This is a genomic window from Acinetobacter sp. CAU_H_56 (genome assembly GCF_058599425.1).
On sequence record NZ_CM178654.1, the window covers coordinates 881462 to 897823 of the forward strand.

Here is a 16362-nt window from a genome sequence, read left to right on the forward strand (position 1 = left end):
ATAGCTAAAATGATCAAGCCTAGACCAATGATAAGTTTCATTTAGCGTATACCGTTTATAAACTGATTTTGAGTCACTTGGTTTGATGCAATTGGTGCTATTTTTTGATGTAAAAATATAGCCAACAAAGCAAACAGAAGAATGAGTAGATCAACTCTCAAGAACATCCAATACGATGAGAATGAAGAAATAAGATGATGATTGAATAAGTAGCATAGGTTTATGATAGGTAGTATAAGAGCGAGAATGATGAAGCCCTTGAGTAAGCTTTTCCAAAGTTGATGCTGTGGCATTAAACAAGCGATTAAAAAGCAAATGAACCACACTGAGAAAAATGTAGTAATTTCATAATTGGGTAAATTGTAAGGTGCTGTCACTAAGCGGTTTATATAGAAATAACTCAGTACGGCAATACCAAGACCTATAGTTGCAGTCATATTAAGTCTGTTGACCAGATATGCACCAAGATGAAAGCTTTGTTTTTTATTTTTTATCTGTCTTTTTAAGCTCCATAAAAATAAGCCTGAAGCAATCATTGTTGCTCCGAGTATGCCCGATAAAAACAAGATGAATCGTAAACTCGGCTGTGCATAACGTGCCATGTGTAAGCCATATATTCCATTATTCAAAGTTGCTAATGCACTTGTATTTCGATTGTTTTTAAGCAATTCACCTGTATGTGCATTAAAAATAAACTGATCTTGGTTACGTGTGATCGTACGATCTTCTTTTTTATTAATTGTTATATGGGCCGATGATGTATTTGGACTTTTTACTGTAATTGTATCTAAGGGTGCAACTCCCCATTGTCGAGTCGTGTGCTTTAAAAAGTATTGTATAGGGCGCATTTCTGCTTTTTCAGGAGTTGAAAGTAAATCCTGCTGAGGTATTGTACGGATCTCTTCAAAATACTGAAAAGGATTGTCAGGATAGCTGAGTTTTAAATTTGCAGGGAAGAGTACATAAAAGAACATCGCCAAGCCTGTAAATGCCGTCACAAAGAAAAACGGCATCGCTGTGACAGCGGATACAGTATGATAGTCAAGATAAGAGAGTTGTCCCTTATTAGTACGTAAAGTAAAAAATTCGATCAGTAATTTTTTATGAGTAATCACACCAGAAATCAATAAAATTAATAAAATAAAGGCAGTAAAAGTGACGATGATCTGTCCTGTCATATAAGACATGCCATAGAGTTGAAAGTGCAGTCGATAAAAGAAATCACCACCTTGGGTATTTAATAACTGTAATTCACTGCCAGTTGAAGCATTTAATATTCTATTTTCGAAAGCACCTTCAGCCGTTTGCCAAAAGACACGATTTACAGGTGCATTATCATGAGCAACATGGATAAACCAACTTTTTGCATCGGGAGCATGTGTTTGTAAATAGGCAAAAGCGGATTGAGCTGCCTCATTAGAGCTAGTTTGCATAGTTGCAAATTGAGGTTGCATCCAGTAATTGATTTCAGTTTTATACAAACTCAATGATCCCATCACAAAAATGAGAAAGAGCAACCAACCAAAAATTAAGCCTAGCCAAGAATGCAAAGTTGCCGTAGATTGTCTAATCGATTTCAGCATGAATTATCCTAAAAACTTGTGTGTAAGAAATAAAATGCTGAGTACAATCAGGCTTAATAGAGACAACCATTTCAGGTTCTTGATACAAAAAATCAAAATGACAAATGCGATATAAAAGATAAGTGCGACCAATGAGCCAAGCAAAACAGATTCGGCTTTAGGTAAAAAAGATTGGCATAAATGAATCAAATTGAGGGCAAAAAAATAAGTGCATAGATAGCCAATACCAAAGCCAATCATAAAGCGATAAAGTGTAATTAAATGAAGTTTCAAGGCGTTTGATCGCAGTATATTTGATGATGAAATTGAAAGCTAAATAGCCAATCTTAGAGAGTTTTGATCTGTATAACTCTTTTGAATTACAAAGATGAGATACCCAAATAGATTGGCTATTTTAGCGTATTAAGTCGCGTCATCCATGGCATTCGAATAGAATTTCACACCTAATTTAATCCGTTCACGACCTTGGCTCATACGCCAACGGTTGGTGTCGCGCAAGGAATAGACACAGCCACAATATTCTTGTTGGTAGAACTCTTCCTTCTTGCTGATTTCGAGCATACGAACAGCACCACCATTTTTACGCCAGTTGTAATCCCAATAGGTAATGCCTGGGTAATGTGAAGCAGAACGATGACCACAGTCATTAATCTGCTGCATGTTCTTCCAACGGGAAATACCAAGCGAGCTACTTATTAGACTGAAGCCATTTTCGGCTGCATATAAAGCTGTACGCTCAAAACGCATATCAAAGCACATGGTACAACGGATGCCTTTCTCAGGTTCATTTTCCATACCTTTGGCACGTGCAAACCAATTGTCAGTATCGTAATCACAGTCGATAAAAGGGATATTATGTTTTTCGGCAAAGCGAATATTTTCTTCCTTACGAATTTCATATTCTTTTATCGGGTGAATGTTAGGGTTATAGAAAAAGATTGAAAAGTCGATACCTGATTCAATCAAGGTTTCCATCACTTCACCTGAGCACGGCGCACAGCAGGAGTGAAGCAGGAGTTTGTCATGACCTTCTGGGAGAGTCAGTTTTTGACGTTCAAGTTTATTTGACATGGAAATAGGGCTTAAATCTAAACCCTACATCTTAACAATCTAATCTCATGGTTAAGGTGATTTTTGCTCATGTTTAAATGAGTGATCTTCAGGATGTAAGTTGTGAATTAAATTCATCTTTTGGTGAGGAAATATCGTTTTACTCATGTATTGGTGTGGGTATAAATTGCACTGGTGAAATATGATTAGAGCTTAAACAAATCAATTGAATGAAGCCAAATTTTAAAATTGAAGGCTGAGCTATTTTTTCTTTGGAAAAGCTAAAAATAGCTCATTAATTTGAATACTTAAATTTCGCTAAAAGTCATAAAAAAATTGAATCGGGTTCTAAACATATTTTGTTCAGTGTATATCTAAGCCGTCATCATTTTTTTTTGTACAAATATAAATGAGAGCCGACTTATTTATATCTTTTGATTTTTTATCGAATGATGATGGTCTTTCATGGAATATGTAGAACACAACACCTCCACGGTCAATCCAAATTCTAAAACACGTGTTTTATTTGCGAGTCTGGTAGGTACAACAATTGAATTTTTCGACTTTTATATTTATGCCACGGCTGCTGTACTGGTTTTCCCGCATTTATTTTTCCCTGAAAGTAGTGGTAGTGCCGCATTACTGCAATCTTTAGCCACTTTTTCAATTGCATTTATCGCACGTCCAATTGGCGCTATTATTTTTGGACATCTTGGTGATCGAATTGGCCGTAAAGCCACACTCGTTTCTGCATTGCTATTAATGGGGATTTCTACAGTTTGCATCGGACTATTACCGACCCATGCACAAATTGGTGTGGCTGCACCCATCTTGTTAGCATTGTGTCGTTTAGGGCAAGGGCTTGGTTTGAGTGGCGAGTGGAGTGGTGCGGTATTATTCGCCACAGAAAATGCACCAAAGGGTAAACGTGCATGGTATGGCATGTTCCCACAGCTCGGTTCTCCAATTGGTTTTATTCTTGCGGCAAGCTCATTTTTATTATTAGGTGCATTTTTATCAGATGAAGCCTTTATGCAATGGGGCTGGCGAATTCCGTTTATTGCAAGTGCATTGCTAGTATTCGTTGGCTTATATATTCGATTAAAACTACACGAATCTCCAGCTTTTCAAAATGTTTTAAACAAGCAATCAGCAGTTAAAGTACCTTTGAAGGATGTGCTCACCAAACATATTGGAAAAGTGGTATTGGGTATGTTGGCGACAGTATGTACCTTGGTTGTATTTTATTTGATGACGATATTTGCATTGAATTGGGGGACAACCGCATTAGGGTATAGTCGAGATACTTTTTTAAAAATCCAACTGATTGCAACAGTGTGTTTTGGTCTGTGTATTCCTATCTCTGCATTATCCGCTGAGAAGTTTGGTAGAAAAATAACATCCATTGCCATTTGTATTCTGACCATGATCTTTGGATTGTTCTTCTCAACATTTTTTGTTGCTGATAACGTATTATCAGTATTGGTGTTCCTGTGCCTTGGTTTAAGTATTATGGGCTTAACTTATGGACCACTTGGGACCATTTTGTCTGAAATTTTCCCTGTTTCAGTTCGATATACAGGAACAGCCTTGTCTTATAATTTTGGTAGTATTTTAGGCGCATCATTTGCCCCTTTGATTGCAACTCAATTGGCTCAAAATTATGGTTTGCATGCTGTGGGATATTATTTATCTATCGCGGCAGGTGTTTCTCTATGTGCTTTCATGTGTATTCGTGAAACAAAAAATGAAAACATTATGAGCTGATTGTTTTATTGCACATGATGCTCAATTTCGGGCTTATTCAATCGTATATTTTAAAATGAATAAGCCCACAACTCAGATACACCTTATCCCAACTCGTTTTCTCATCATTAAATGTTCATCATTGTATCGATATACAGATGCATTCGATTTCTATTTAATACGTGTCCAACACTTGATCTTTCAATATGGATATTTGATGAGGCGATCTCATCCATTGCATGTTAAAAAAACACCAACATGAGATTTACTCATCTCATCCTGAATTTATATCGTTTTACTCATTTTATGATTCACGTTTAAATAAAGCCATTCAGAAATTTAGATTTTGTAAAATTTTTTAGGTGGCAATCTCCATGAGTCAGAAATTTGCATGTTCAATCAAACGCATTCGTTTCGATGAAAACTATGAACCAGCAAACAATACACGTTTAACCACGAATTTTGCTAACTTGGCCCGTGGTGAAAGCCGCCAAGAAAACCTGCGTCGTACACTTGCGATGATCAACAATCGTTTTAATAGTTTGGCTACAGTCGACAATCCAAAAGGCGATCGCTATTCACTTGAGATCGATATTATTTCTGCAGAGATTGATATTGAGGGCAACGGTCAAACCTTCCCATTTATTGAAACACTAAAAAGCACCATCATTGATCATAAAACCAATCAGCGCATTGAAGGCATGATCGGAAACAGTTTTTCTTCTTATGTTCGTGATTATGACTTTAGTGTTGTGCTTCCTGCATTAGGCTGTAAGTTTAATGAGATGCCTGAAGATTTTGGAGACTTGCATGGCAAGTTATATTTACATCTAGTGAACTCTGAAGTATTTAAAACAGAATTTAGAAACAATCCTGTTATTTGTTTAAGTGTTTCTACAACAAAAACTTATTACCAAACAGCTAACGTGCATCCAGTACTCGGTGTCGAATACACCAATGATGATTACTCACGTACTGATGCCTACTTTGCCAAAATGGGCTTAAGCGTTCGTTACTTTAAGCCTCAAGGCGCGAATGCACCATTAGCTTTCTACTGTGCAGGCGATCTACTTCGTGACTACACTGATTTTGAATTGATCAGTGCGATTGCGACTATGGAAAGCTTCCAAAAAATCTACCGTCCTGAAATTTACAATACCAACTCTCCGGCAGGTGTGGAATATCAACCAAGCTTGAGCTATGGCGATTACTCACTGACACGTATTGTTTATGACCGTGTTGAACGTGGTGAATTGGCGGTGAAACAAGGTAAGTGGACAGAAGAAAACTTCATCAAACCGTATAAAGACATTTTGGACGAGTGGGCTGCGAATTTTAAAATTGAAAATGCTCAGCAAGACCAAGCGGCTTAATCCATTGCATTGATAGACGAATTTAAAGAAAGAAGATTAGACATGGCTATTTTATTACCAACATCAACAGCAGGCAGCTTACCGAAACCGTCATGGCTCGCTGAACCTGAAAAATTATGGTCAGCATGGAAACTTGAAGGTGAAGAATTATTGGAAGCAAAACGTGATGCTTTAAAATTATCACTTCATGAGCAAGTGACTGCGGGTATTGATATTGTCAGTGATGGCGAGCAGACCCGTCAGCACTTCGTAACCACGTTCATTGAACATCTTGAAGGTGTGGATTTCGAAAAGCGTGAAACCATGCGTATTCGTAACCGTTATGAAGCAAGCGTACCTTCAGTGGTCGGTGAAGTATCACGTAAAAAAGCTGTATTTGTAGACGATGCTAAATTCTTACGTAGCCAAACCAATCAACCGATTAAATGGGCGTTGCCTGGTCCGATGACCATGATTGATACACTTTTTGACGGTCACTACAAGAGCCGTGAAAAATTGGCTTGGGAATTTGCCAAAATTCTGAATCAAGAAGCTTTAGAGCTCGAAGCGGCAGGTGTCGACATTATTCAGTTTGATGAGCCTGCATTTAATGTGTTCTTTGATGAAGTAAATGATTGGGGTATTGCGACATTAGAGCGTGCGCTTGAAGGACTCAAATGTGAAACAGCTGTCCATATTTGCTATGGCTACGGCATCAAGGCAAATACGGATTGGAAACAAACATTGGGTAATGAATGGCGTCAGTATGAAGAGTCCTTCCCTAAATTACAAAAGTCAAAGGTAGATATCATTTCGTTAGAGTGCCAAAACTCACGTGTACCGATGGATTTAATTGAACTGATTCGTGGCAAAAAAGTCATGGTTGGGGCAATTGATGTGGCAACCAATCAGGTTGAAACGGCTGAAGACGTGGCAAATACTTTGCGTAAAGCATTGCAGTTTGTAGATGCTGACAAACTCTATCCTTCAACCAACTGTGGTATGACGCCACTTTCTCGCCAAGTTGCACGTGGCAAGCTTGAAGCCCTAAGTGCAGGTGCAGCCATTGTTCGTAGAGAATTAGAGGCTTAATCAAACGCAGTTTGATGCTTAGCAGGGTAAATGCTTACTGAATCATTTGTCCTGTTCTAAGCAAAAGCACTTGATTATACATTTGAGATAAAAAAGATGATTGAAGCAACAGACTTTAGAAATGCAATGTCTTTACTAACGACTGCAGTAAATGTGATTACAACCACAGGCGAAGCAGGGATGCATGGCTTTACTGCATCTGCGGTATGTAGTGTCACAGATACTCCGCCAACATTATTAGTCTGTATGAATCAATCCTCTCGTTCTCATGCTCAGTTTATTGAAAATCAAGTCTTAGCTGTAAATGTACTGAGTACTCAGCATGAACAGCTTTCAAATGCGTTTGCTTCAAGCAAGTTCAGTTCTGAAGATCGTTTCAAACTAGGTGATTGGAGTAGGTTGGAAACAGGATCACCAATTTTAGAAGATGCTTTAGTCAGTTTTGATTGTCAGATTGAGAATGTTCAACAAGTCGGTACACATAGTATATTTTTATGCCGCGTACTTGCAGTAAAACACAGCGATCAAGAAGAAAGCTTGGTGTACTTTAACCGCGCTTATCATCAAGTGGGTCAGTTAGAAACGGCTTAAAGCCCATTGCTTCAATACTCTATTCTTTAAAAGTCAGTATATCGTGGAATTAATCATTTTTTTTGCCATCGGGGCGCTTGCAGGATTTGCAGCAGGACTCTTTGGTGTTGGTGGTGGAGCGATCATCGTCCCATTACTCTTTATTGTTTTTACTCAGATGGACTACAGTCCTGATGTCATTATGCATTTGGCATTAGGAACCTCATTAGCCACCATTGTTGTCACTTCAATTAGTTCATTGATGGCACACCATAGAAATGGTGCAGTGATGTGGTCAGTATTTAAAAATCTGGCGCCACCGATGGCGATTGGCTGTTTTGCCGGAGCAGCGATTGCAGGATGGCTCTCAGGAATACATCTTCAACTCATCGTTGGTTTATTCTTGATTTGGGTGGCATATACTATGTTCATGGGGGCTAAAAAGGTCGTGGACTCAAGTAGAACACTGCCTTCAACTGGTAAGCAGGTGGCTGCAGGTTCAGTGATTGGGGTGGCTTCAGCTATTTTTGGGATCGGTGGTGGCAGTTTAACCGTCCCGTTTCTCAACCGTTATGGCGTCGTCATGCAAAAGGCAGTGGGAACATCTGCCGCTTGTGGTTTACCCATTGCGTTCGCTGGTGCTTTAGGCTTTATGATTTTTGGGATGAAAGCACATGCTGCTGTGCCTAACAGTATTGGCTATGTACATACTTACGCATTCTTAGGCATTAGCCTGATGAGTTTCTTTACAGCTAAGTTGGGTGCAAAAACAGCGCATGCTTTATCACCGCAAATGCTGAAAAAATGTTTTGCGGTATTGTTGAGTATCGTTGGATGCTTTTTCCTGTTTAAAGGATTGAGTTAAGAGATATTCAATTAATTTGATATGAAGAACAGGCTCACTCAGTGTGGGCTTTTCTGACATTATAGTTATTGTTTGGGATTTACATGATAGAAATACGACATTTGAAAACACTGACAGCCTTGAGAGAGCACGGTTCATTGGTTGCAGCAGCAGGTGACCTATGTCTGACTCCTTCGGCTGTATCTCACCAGTTGCGAGAGCTAGATCAATGGTTTGGTGTAGAAGTTGTCAATCGTCGTACACGTCCTATCAGTTTCTCTAATGTTGGCTTACGTCTATTGAAATTGGCCGATGAAGTATTGCCACAAGTTCAAATTACACAAAGCGACATTACACGTATTATTCATGGGCAAACTGGTCGGATTACTTTTTCTTCCGAATGCCATAGTTGTTTCGATTGGCTCATGCCCTTACTCAATCAATACCGTATTCAATATCCCGATGTCGATTTGGATTTTGCATCAGGATTTGAAGCAAATCCACATGAGTTATTGCAAAATGGCGAATTTGATTTATTGATTACTGCAGATCCGATTGCTTTGAAAGGTGTTGAATACTTTCCAGTGTTTGAGTATGAGTCTCGACTTGTCTTATCGACAACACATCCATTGGTGCGTGCAGAACACATTACTGTTCAAGAGTTGGCTGAAGAAACGCTTATTACATATCCAGTGGATAAACATCGTTTGGATATCATGTCTAAGCTATTTATTCCTGCAAATATTCAGCCGAAAAATATTCGAACCACCGACTTGACCCAAATGTTGATTCAGTTGGTTGCAAGCGGTCGTGGTATTGCCGCATTGCCTGATTGGGTGGTGAATGAATATGAGCAAAAAGGTTGGGTCACTTCACGACGTCTTAATTGTGTTGCACCTGAAGGTTTACGTCGTACCTTATATGCTGGTTTTAGAACGGATGAAAAAGACAAAGATTACTTTGATGGTTTCTTAAAGCAGCTTGAGCGATTCTCAAAGAAAAGAATCTCTTACTACAGTTAGTTCTCTGAGTCTTTATCATTGCATTATCCTAGGGGGATTTAGACAATAATAGTTTTATGATTCAATGCACTAAATCAAATTGGGGTTCACATTGGGTAAAAAATAATTGCCACATTTTTTGCCACACTTTTTTTAAATCCTATCAAAAACTATCAAATGAAATTATATAAATTATTGAAAATACAAACAATTATATTTGATAGATTTTGATAGAGTTAAGCTTTAGCGGGTTCAACTCCCTGGTCCGCCACCATTTTTTTAAAGCTCACTATCCGGTGAGCTTTTTGTTTTTCTGAGATATAAAGATAATTTTAAAAACAAGGGGATAAAAAAAGTTGATTGATTTAATATTATTAGATAGCGCTTTAATAGATATTGTCGCTGAATAATCATCCTATTTTTTTATTTCTCTCTCAAATTCCACATTTACGATTCCCAAAAAAAATAATTTGCTAAAGTTTCTTTCAGCACTCAGTAATGTTGTTTTGTAGCCATGCTTAGAAAAGCGATGAGGTCTGTAGCCACATACAAAGAATGATTCAACGGCTTGTAGCTACAGCATTATCTGTAAAGAGATCCTTGTAGCTACAACCTAAACGAACACATTACTGACACCACAATAAAAATAATAACAGGTGAAAGAATGAAACAAGGCAATCGAAATATTGTCAAAAGACTAAGATTTCTAGATCTACAGGCGGAGCAGCTTGAACAGTTGCTCGAGTGGAAAGGAATAAGCTTTACCGACCTAGTCCATGCACTCATTGCACATGAATATGCAACCAGTCAGCCCTATGTCCCGCGAGAGATCGAATCTCAAAACAGCATCGTACGTGTGAAGAATGTAGCCACAAAAGTCAGTCGTGTAGCCACATCCTATTGCAAGCTTGATCCTGAGTTTCTCAGAGAGTTAGGGCGGATTGGAAATAACATCAATCAGATTGCCAAATCTCTGAATATCCTTTGTCTCAGCCAACAAAAACAGAAGATGGATTTTTCATATATCCAATGCTTGGCTGTCTTAGAAAATATTCAAAAGGAGCTTCATCAGCATCTAGATCCTTTACCCATTATCACACGCTCCGAATATCAGGTTGAACGTCGTAAAGAACAAGCTTTACGTTATGTGACTACACAAAGGGAAGAGGCATGATTATTAAGTTTCTTCCTCACGGTAAAGGTGATCCTTTTCGTGCTGCTGCTTATGTGATGGATGATAAGGATCATCTGAATTTGCCACGTACAGGTGTAGAAGTACTTCGAGGTGACCCAATGACCTTTGCTTCGATTGCACAAAGCTCACCACATAAATATCGCTATACCTCAGTGGTGATTGCATGGGCCGCAGAAGATGAAGTGGGTCTTGATGAAATCAACGAAGTCCTTGATGCCTTTGAACAACATGCTTTTGCAGGCTTAAAACCACATCAGTACCACATGACGGCTGTGATGCACGAAGAAGAGAATCGATCGAGACATATCCATATCCTGATTCCTCGTCTTGAACTGAGTACTGAGAAATCCCTCAATATCGCCCCGCCTGGGCATCGGCATTACTTCGATCCACTGCGAGATTACTTCAATCATAAATATGACTGGGCAAGACCTGATGATCCTGCTCGAGCGAGAAGCTTACAACTTCAACACCATGAACTTAAGCAGAATTCGGCTGCTTTAAGAGCCAATTTGATTGAACAGCCTAAAGCAACACGAATTGAGCTGATCAATCAGTTTATCGAACACCGTATGTTACAAGGCGTGGTCTATGACCGTCCGACCATTCTGCAAGCACTCTCTGAAATCGGCACGATCACACGGGTCGGACAAAACTATATTTCACTTCGTACCGAGGCAGGTACAGACAGATTAAAGGCTGCATATTATGACAAACAGTTTTACCTCTCAGATTACCTTGAAGATCAAAGAAGAAGAGACGCTCTTGGATCTCCATCAATTGAGGATTCAAGAAAGCTTGCAGAACGGACTCGAGCATTGCGAGAAGCTGAGCAACGCATTCAAGACGTACGAGCAAAACGCCAGCAGTACAATGAACGAACATATCGAGACCCTGAACCAATATCAGCAGCAATTGGCAATGATCAACGAAGCACATACGCAGTTGAGCCAGCAGTTGAAGAAGTTACAATGCTACAAGATCCATATCGAGGAGGAGAACGAACAGCAGAACAATCAGATGGGGGAAATACTCTTACAGATGCAAAGTCATCAACAATCACATTTGGAGATCTTAGAGGCGATAGAGAAAATCAAAAAAATAGTTTTGAATTCCTCGATGTCGAGCGACACACGATTCAAAGAGATCAGCCAACAACTCAGGATGAAACCCGATCTCAATACCATAGAGGAGATTCAGCAGAGCATCGCCAAAACACCTACATTTATTTTAGTGCTCTTGCTGATACTGACTTTCAGCAACAGTCTCATTTTAATCTACACCAACATAAGAGGTATCTAAATGCCCGAATTCCATACCGAGTTACAACATCTGACTCAGCAACAACTGCAATTGTTACAACAAGAAAATCAAGCTTTGAAAAGTTACTTGCAAGAGATGAAGGACGAGATCAAAGAAGCCAACAATACCATCGCATTGCAGCAAGCTTATCAAGACAAATTGCAACAATTGATCGAACAATTGAACAGCGAGCTACAGCACAAGGATCAGCATATCCAACAGTATCAGAATTATTTATCCAGCAACATCGACGTGCCAGATCAAACAAACTTATCCAATATCTTGGTGCCGTTATTGAAAGAGTCACTGAATACTTATCTCCAATCAGAACAGTTTCAAATGCAGTGGCAGAGGTATATCGAGGCAAGGCTCAGCAGTTATTCGAGCAGTTTAGAGATGCTACATACGATCAACTGGTCAAGTTTGCAATATCCCGAGAAAAGCATCGAAAAAGAGTTAGACAATGTGCTGAGCGAAGTCATGAATATGAGCAACGATTTAAGCAAGCTCATCAATTTATATCAACAGCGCTAGATTGGTCGATACAACGTATTTTTCCGAAGTACCGCTTGAGTCATTTCATCGATAACATCGTGCAACAACATCCTGACCAAGACTTCACCATGATGAGGGTCTATGCAGAAAGGGTGGATGATCAAATCACAGATCATATCCGTTTCTTGATCGATGAAAATAAAAAGGGGAATCGCTATCCAACAGAGGAAAAACTAAAATTTGCTCGAGAGTTTAGGTTGTGTTCGGAAAAACTCATTCAAAATATTCATCTATTTAGAAAAGATGATCCGAATATCTTAGGATTTTTAAACACCATGGATCATTACATGCAGATGATTGATCTCAACCATCCTCGACCACACCTGAAAGAAGAAAATACACCTTTGATCAATGCGAATGATGCTTCAAGGCTTGATATGAAAGATTGTATGAATGAACTTAGATCTTATCTAGAACCTTATAACCACAAGAAGTCTGATGAGCAAACTGAGCGTAAACAAGACATGCAAATCGTACCTAAAACACCAGAACCGAAGAGAAAGAACTTACGGGATTTAGAGTTCTAAAAGAGGGGATGTTTTGACACTCGGTCAAAACATTCCTAGTTCTAATACATCAATTTAAATTAATTTTTAAAAGTCGTCCGTTTAGGGCGTAGCTTAGTACGTTTTGCCCACATTTCAGGATATTGTGTGGCTACATTTGTATGGCCAATTGTGTTGGAAGAACGGCTATCATTCTGTGGAATACGATCTTCTAAGCGTTCAATGAGAACATAAAGATCTGTAAGGCGTTGCAGATCCTCAGTTGGGATTTTCTTGGCAACGTTTTGAATCAACTGCGTGACGATGCGCTTTGCTGAAATTTGATTTTGCATAATGATGCACTCCTAGATTGGGATATACACCACCACAACTCATTTCCACAGAGCTGAGGTGGCAACAGACAGGGGTGGAAATACTGAATCTAGGATCAGCCAACACGAAGTTGCCCTGTCATGCTGCCATAAAGACTGCATAAAACAGTAAGCAAAAAAATAGCCGCAAGTGCGACATTTCATGCACCTAGATCGTATCAGGTTTCCACGCCTGAACACAGATTTTGCTGTGTAATAAATACGCTATCAGTGGTTAAAAAATGAGTCAATAAGCTTTTACATCAGATTAGGTAAGGGATGCCAATATAAAAGTTTTCCTCTATTTTTAATATTTAATTAATTCAATGTCTTACAACCTGTAATTATCTTATCTTCGCTGTTAAACATCATTAATAAGTCGATAAACGGTATAAGTCATGTCCTAAAATTCAGGCTAAATGTAACAAAATTTTTTGTAGTAAGAATTGTAGTAAGAAAAAAATATTATTTAGGATATATAATATAAAACATATAGATAGTGGTTTAATTTGACTGACACCGCTTCCGCCAGATACGAAAAACCCCGATCATTGATCGGGGTTTTTTATTGTCTATTCATTGGGGTTTATAGCTCAGACTCAGAGGGAAGGCTGCCTTGAATTTCCTGTTGTATCCATGCAACAAATTTTTCAATCAGCGGTGAGCTTTCTTGGCTGGAATGGACCAGATAATAGCCTCGTTTCCTTTCTAAGGTCTTGCTGGATACCAGCACCAATTCCTGCCGCTTTAATTCTTTTTCAATTAGCATTTGTGGAATCAAGGCCATTCCCATGCCATGGCTAGCCACTACAGCGAGCATAGAAAACAGTTCATGTCGTTGCCCCTGCAAAGGATTCGGATGCTGGATCTGATGTAACTTGAACCAGTCTTCCCAGATATTCGGCCGGGTGGTTTGCTGTAATAAAGGAAGTTGAACCAATTGTTCAGCACTTAAGTCATAGCTGTAATCATTAATCTTCTGTGCATCGGGAAAATACTGTTGAATCAGATCAGGCGCACAGACAGCAACTACATCTTCATGCATTAGAAAATGGCTATGCGTACCAGGCCATTGTTCGACCTGTTGAGGTGTTCCTGCATAAATGGCAGCATCGAAAATCTGTTCCTGAAATAGAAAAGGGCGGGTGCTGGTTTCCAGATGTACCGTAATTTCAGGATACAGTCGATTAAAGCTCTGGAGTTTAGGTAATAGCCAGCGAGTCGCAAACGTAGGCACTACGCCCAGTTTTAAAGTGCCGCCGCGGCCTTGATGCGTAATGACATCTAGTGTTGCCTGTTCCAGTCCTTTGAGATGCGGAGTGATACTTTGTAAATATTGCTGTCCAGCATGATTGAGTTCTACACCATGCCGCGTACGAGTAAATAAAGCTGTACCTAAATACTCCTCCAGTTGCTGGATCTGGCGTGAAACTGCACTTTGAGTTAAAAACAGTTCCTGCGCTGCATAAGTATAACTGGCATGACGTGCAGCAGATTCGAAACAGATCAGTGCTTGCAGGGAAGGTATTTTTCTACGCACCTGTTCATCCTTGAACTTAAAATGGTCAGATATCAATAAATGGTATATCACTCTTATACTACTATACGACTTTGGTATAAAAAATAGGCAAATTGGCTAAGAAAATAATTTCTAGAAATAGCGACTTATATAAGATATGCGTAAATTGCATAGTTGCATGCAAATTTATTGTTTGAACAAGTCACGATTCATGCTTAGAGTCAATCTGAAGGATAAAACAACATCATCTAATAGATAGATGAAGGATTGGCAGGGAATACTATGAATCAAATGGTCGATACGAAAAAAACCAGCAAGGTCTATTTTAACTGGCAGGATCCGTTCTTACTGGAGCAACAACTGACTGAAGAAGAACGCATGATCCGTGACAGCGCGCATGCGTACTGTCAGGATAAGCTGATGCCGCGTGTATTAGAACAGTTCCGTCATGAAAAAACTGATCCCACTATTTTCCGTGAAATGGGTGAACTCGGTCTGCTGGGTCCAACCATTCCTGAGCAATACGGCGGTGCCGGCTTAAATTATGTCAGCTATGGTCTGATTGCTCGTGAAGTGGAACGTGTGGATTCCGGTTACCGTTCAATGGCCAGCGTACAAAGCTCGCTAGTGATGGTACCCATCAATGAATTTGGGTCTGAAGAACAAAAGCAGAAATATTTGCCAAAACTGGCGACCGGTGAATATATCGGTTGTTTCGGTCTGACTGAACCGGATCACGGTTCTGATCCGGGCAGCATGATTACACGTGCCAAAAAAGTCGATGGGGGTTACCGTCTGACTGGCGCGAAAATGTGGATTACCAACAGTCCGATTGCGGATGTCTTTGTGGTTTGGGCAAAAGAAGTGTCTCCTGAAGGCAATGTTGGTGATATTCGCGGCTTTATTTTAGAAAAAGGCTGGGAAGGGCTTTCTGCACCAGCGATTCACGGTAAGGTTGGCTTACGTGCTTCGATCACCGGTGAAATCGTGATGGATAATGTATTTGTACCAGAAGAAAATGCGTTCCCGGAAATTCGTGGTCTAAAAGGTCCATTTACCTGTCTGAACAGTGCGCGTTATGGTATTGCCTGGGGTGCGATGGGTGCAGCTGAATTCTGTTGGCATACAGCGCATCAATACACCATGGATCGTAAACAGTTTGGTCGTCCATTGGCTGCGAATCAGCTGGTTCAGAAAAAACTGGCAGACATGCAAACTGAAATTGCGTTGGGTCTGCAAGTGGCTTTACGTTTTGGTCGTATGAAAGATGAAGGCATTGCATCAGTTGAAGGCACTTCACTGATCAAACGTAATAACTGTGGTAAAGCTTTAGACATTGCCCGTTTAGCGCGTGACATGATGGGTGGTAACGGGATCTCTGATGAATTTGGTGTGGCGCGTCATTTGGTGAACCTGGAAGTGGTCAATACTTACGAAGGTACACACGATGTACACGCCTTGATTCTAGGTCGTGCGCAAACAGGTATTGCTGCATTCTCCAATTAAAAGAAGAAAATTTTTCGTGCAGGGTATGGCTTTCAATCGCCTAACCCTGCATCATTTTCTTACTCCAATTACATTCCTTTGCCGAAGTGATGTTTGACTTTGGCATTTTTTATATCTCTATGTTTGCAAGAATTCATCTAAAACTTGAGTGAAAATAGTCACATTTCGGTTGACGCGGTATGATAGACAGA

General features: G+C 39.7%; 13 protein-coding genes. 9 read left to right on the forward strand and 4 right to left on the reverse strand.

Annotated features, from left to right (window positions below; all coding sequences use genetic code 11):
* Positions 1-41 precede the first annotated feature (41 nt).
* Positions 42-1583 (reverse strand): PepSY-associated TM helix domain-containing protein, encoded by a 1542-nt coding sequence (locus AC4MCC_RS04355; RefSeq protein WP_075175392.1) that lies wholly within the window; start codon positions 1581-1583, stop codon positions 42-44.
* Positions 1584-1985: 402 nt separating this feature from the next.
* A complete protein-coding gene (locus AC4MCC_RS04360) occupies positions 1986-2654 on the reverse strand; it encodes an epoxyqueuosine reductase QueH (RefSeq protein WP_491885722.1) in 669 nt (222 codons plus the stop codon).
* Positions 2655-3098: 444 nt separating this feature from the next.
* Between AC4MCC_RS04360 and AC4MCC_RS04365 the strand changes: the two genes are divergently transcribed.
* From AC4MCC_RS04365 to AC4MCC_RS04400, 8 genes are all read left to right on the forward strand, one after another.
* The gene (locus AC4MCC_RS04365; RefSeq protein ID WP_067728744.1) at positions 3099-4400 is read left to right on the forward strand and encodes an MFS transporter; all 1302 of its coding nucleotides are present in this window, start codon (positions 3099-3101) and stop codon (positions 4398-4400) included.
* Positions 4401-4753: 353 nt separating this feature from the next.
* On the forward strand, positions 4754-5752 hold the full coding sequence (locus AC4MCC_RS04370) for a putative oxygenase MesX (RefSeq protein ID WP_067728746.1): 999 nt from the start codon (positions 4754-4756) through the stop codon (positions 5750-5752).
* A gap of 42 nt (positions 5753-5794) precedes the next feature.
* Positions 5795-6823 (forward strand): methionine synthase, encoded by a 1029-nt coding sequence (locus tag AC4MCC_RS04375; protein ID WP_491885723.1) that lies wholly within the window; start codon positions 5795-5797, stop codon positions 6821-6823.
* Between the two features lie 96 nt (positions 6824-6919).
* Complete coding sequence (locus AC4MCC_RS04380) at positions 6920-7414, forward strand: flavin reductase (RefSeq protein ID WP_005267227.1); 495 nt, start codon at positions 6920-6922, stop codon at positions 7412-7414.
* A 43-nt stretch (positions 7415-7457) separates the two neighbouring features.
* Positions 7458-8258, forward strand: coding sequence for a sulfite exporter TauE/SafE family protein (locus AC4MCC_RS04385; protein WP_491885724.1), 801 nt, complete (start codon positions 7458-7460; stop codon positions 8256-8258).
* Positions 8259-8341: 83 nt separating this feature from the next.
* Positions 8342-9259 (forward strand): LysR family transcriptional regulator, encoded by a 918-nt coding sequence (locus AC4MCC_RS04390; protein ID WP_253150973.1) that lies wholly within the window; start codon positions 8342-8344, stop codon positions 9257-9259.
* A gap of 643 nt (positions 9260-9902) precedes the next feature.
* On the forward strand, positions 9903-10412 hold the full coding sequence (gene mobC, locus AC4MCC_RS04395; protein ID WP_144725259.1) for a plasmid mobilization relaxosome protein MobC: 510 nt from the start codon (positions 9903-9905) through the stop codon (positions 10410-10412).
* On the forward strand, positions 10409-12817 hold the full coding sequence (locus tag AC4MCC_RS04400) for a hypothetical protein (RefSeq protein ID WP_491885725.1): 2409 nt from the start codon (positions 10409-10411) through the stop codon (positions 12815-12817). The genes mobC and AC4MCC_RS04400 overlap by 4 nt, the downstream gene beginning before the upstream one ends.
* Before the next feature lie 59 nt (positions 12818-12876).
* Here AC4MCC_RS04400 and AC4MCC_RS04405 read toward each other — a convergent pair whose 3' ends face one another.
* Both AC4MCC_RS04405 and AC4MCC_RS04410 read right to left on the reverse strand, forming a co-directional pair.
* Positions 12877-13128, reverse strand: coding sequence for a hypothetical protein (locus AC4MCC_RS04405; protein ID WP_144725255.1), 252 nt, complete (start codon positions 13126-13128; stop codon positions 12877-12879).
* 604 nt (positions 13129-13732) lie between these two features.
* Positions 13733-14686, reverse strand: a complete 954-nt coding sequence (locus AC4MCC_RS04410) for a LysR substrate-binding domain-containing protein (RefSeq protein WP_419375302.1) — start codon at positions 14684-14686, stop codon at positions 13733-13735.
* Positions 14687-14947: 261 nt separating this feature from the next.
* On the opposite strand from AC4MCC_RS04410, the gene AC4MCC_RS04415 reads away from it, so the two are divergent.
* Positions 14948-16171, forward strand: a complete 1224-nt coding sequence (locus AC4MCC_RS04415; RefSeq protein ID WP_419375303.1) for an acyl-CoA dehydrogenase — start codon at positions 14948-14950, stop codon at positions 16169-16171.
* Positions 16172-16362 lie beyond the last annotated feature (191 nt).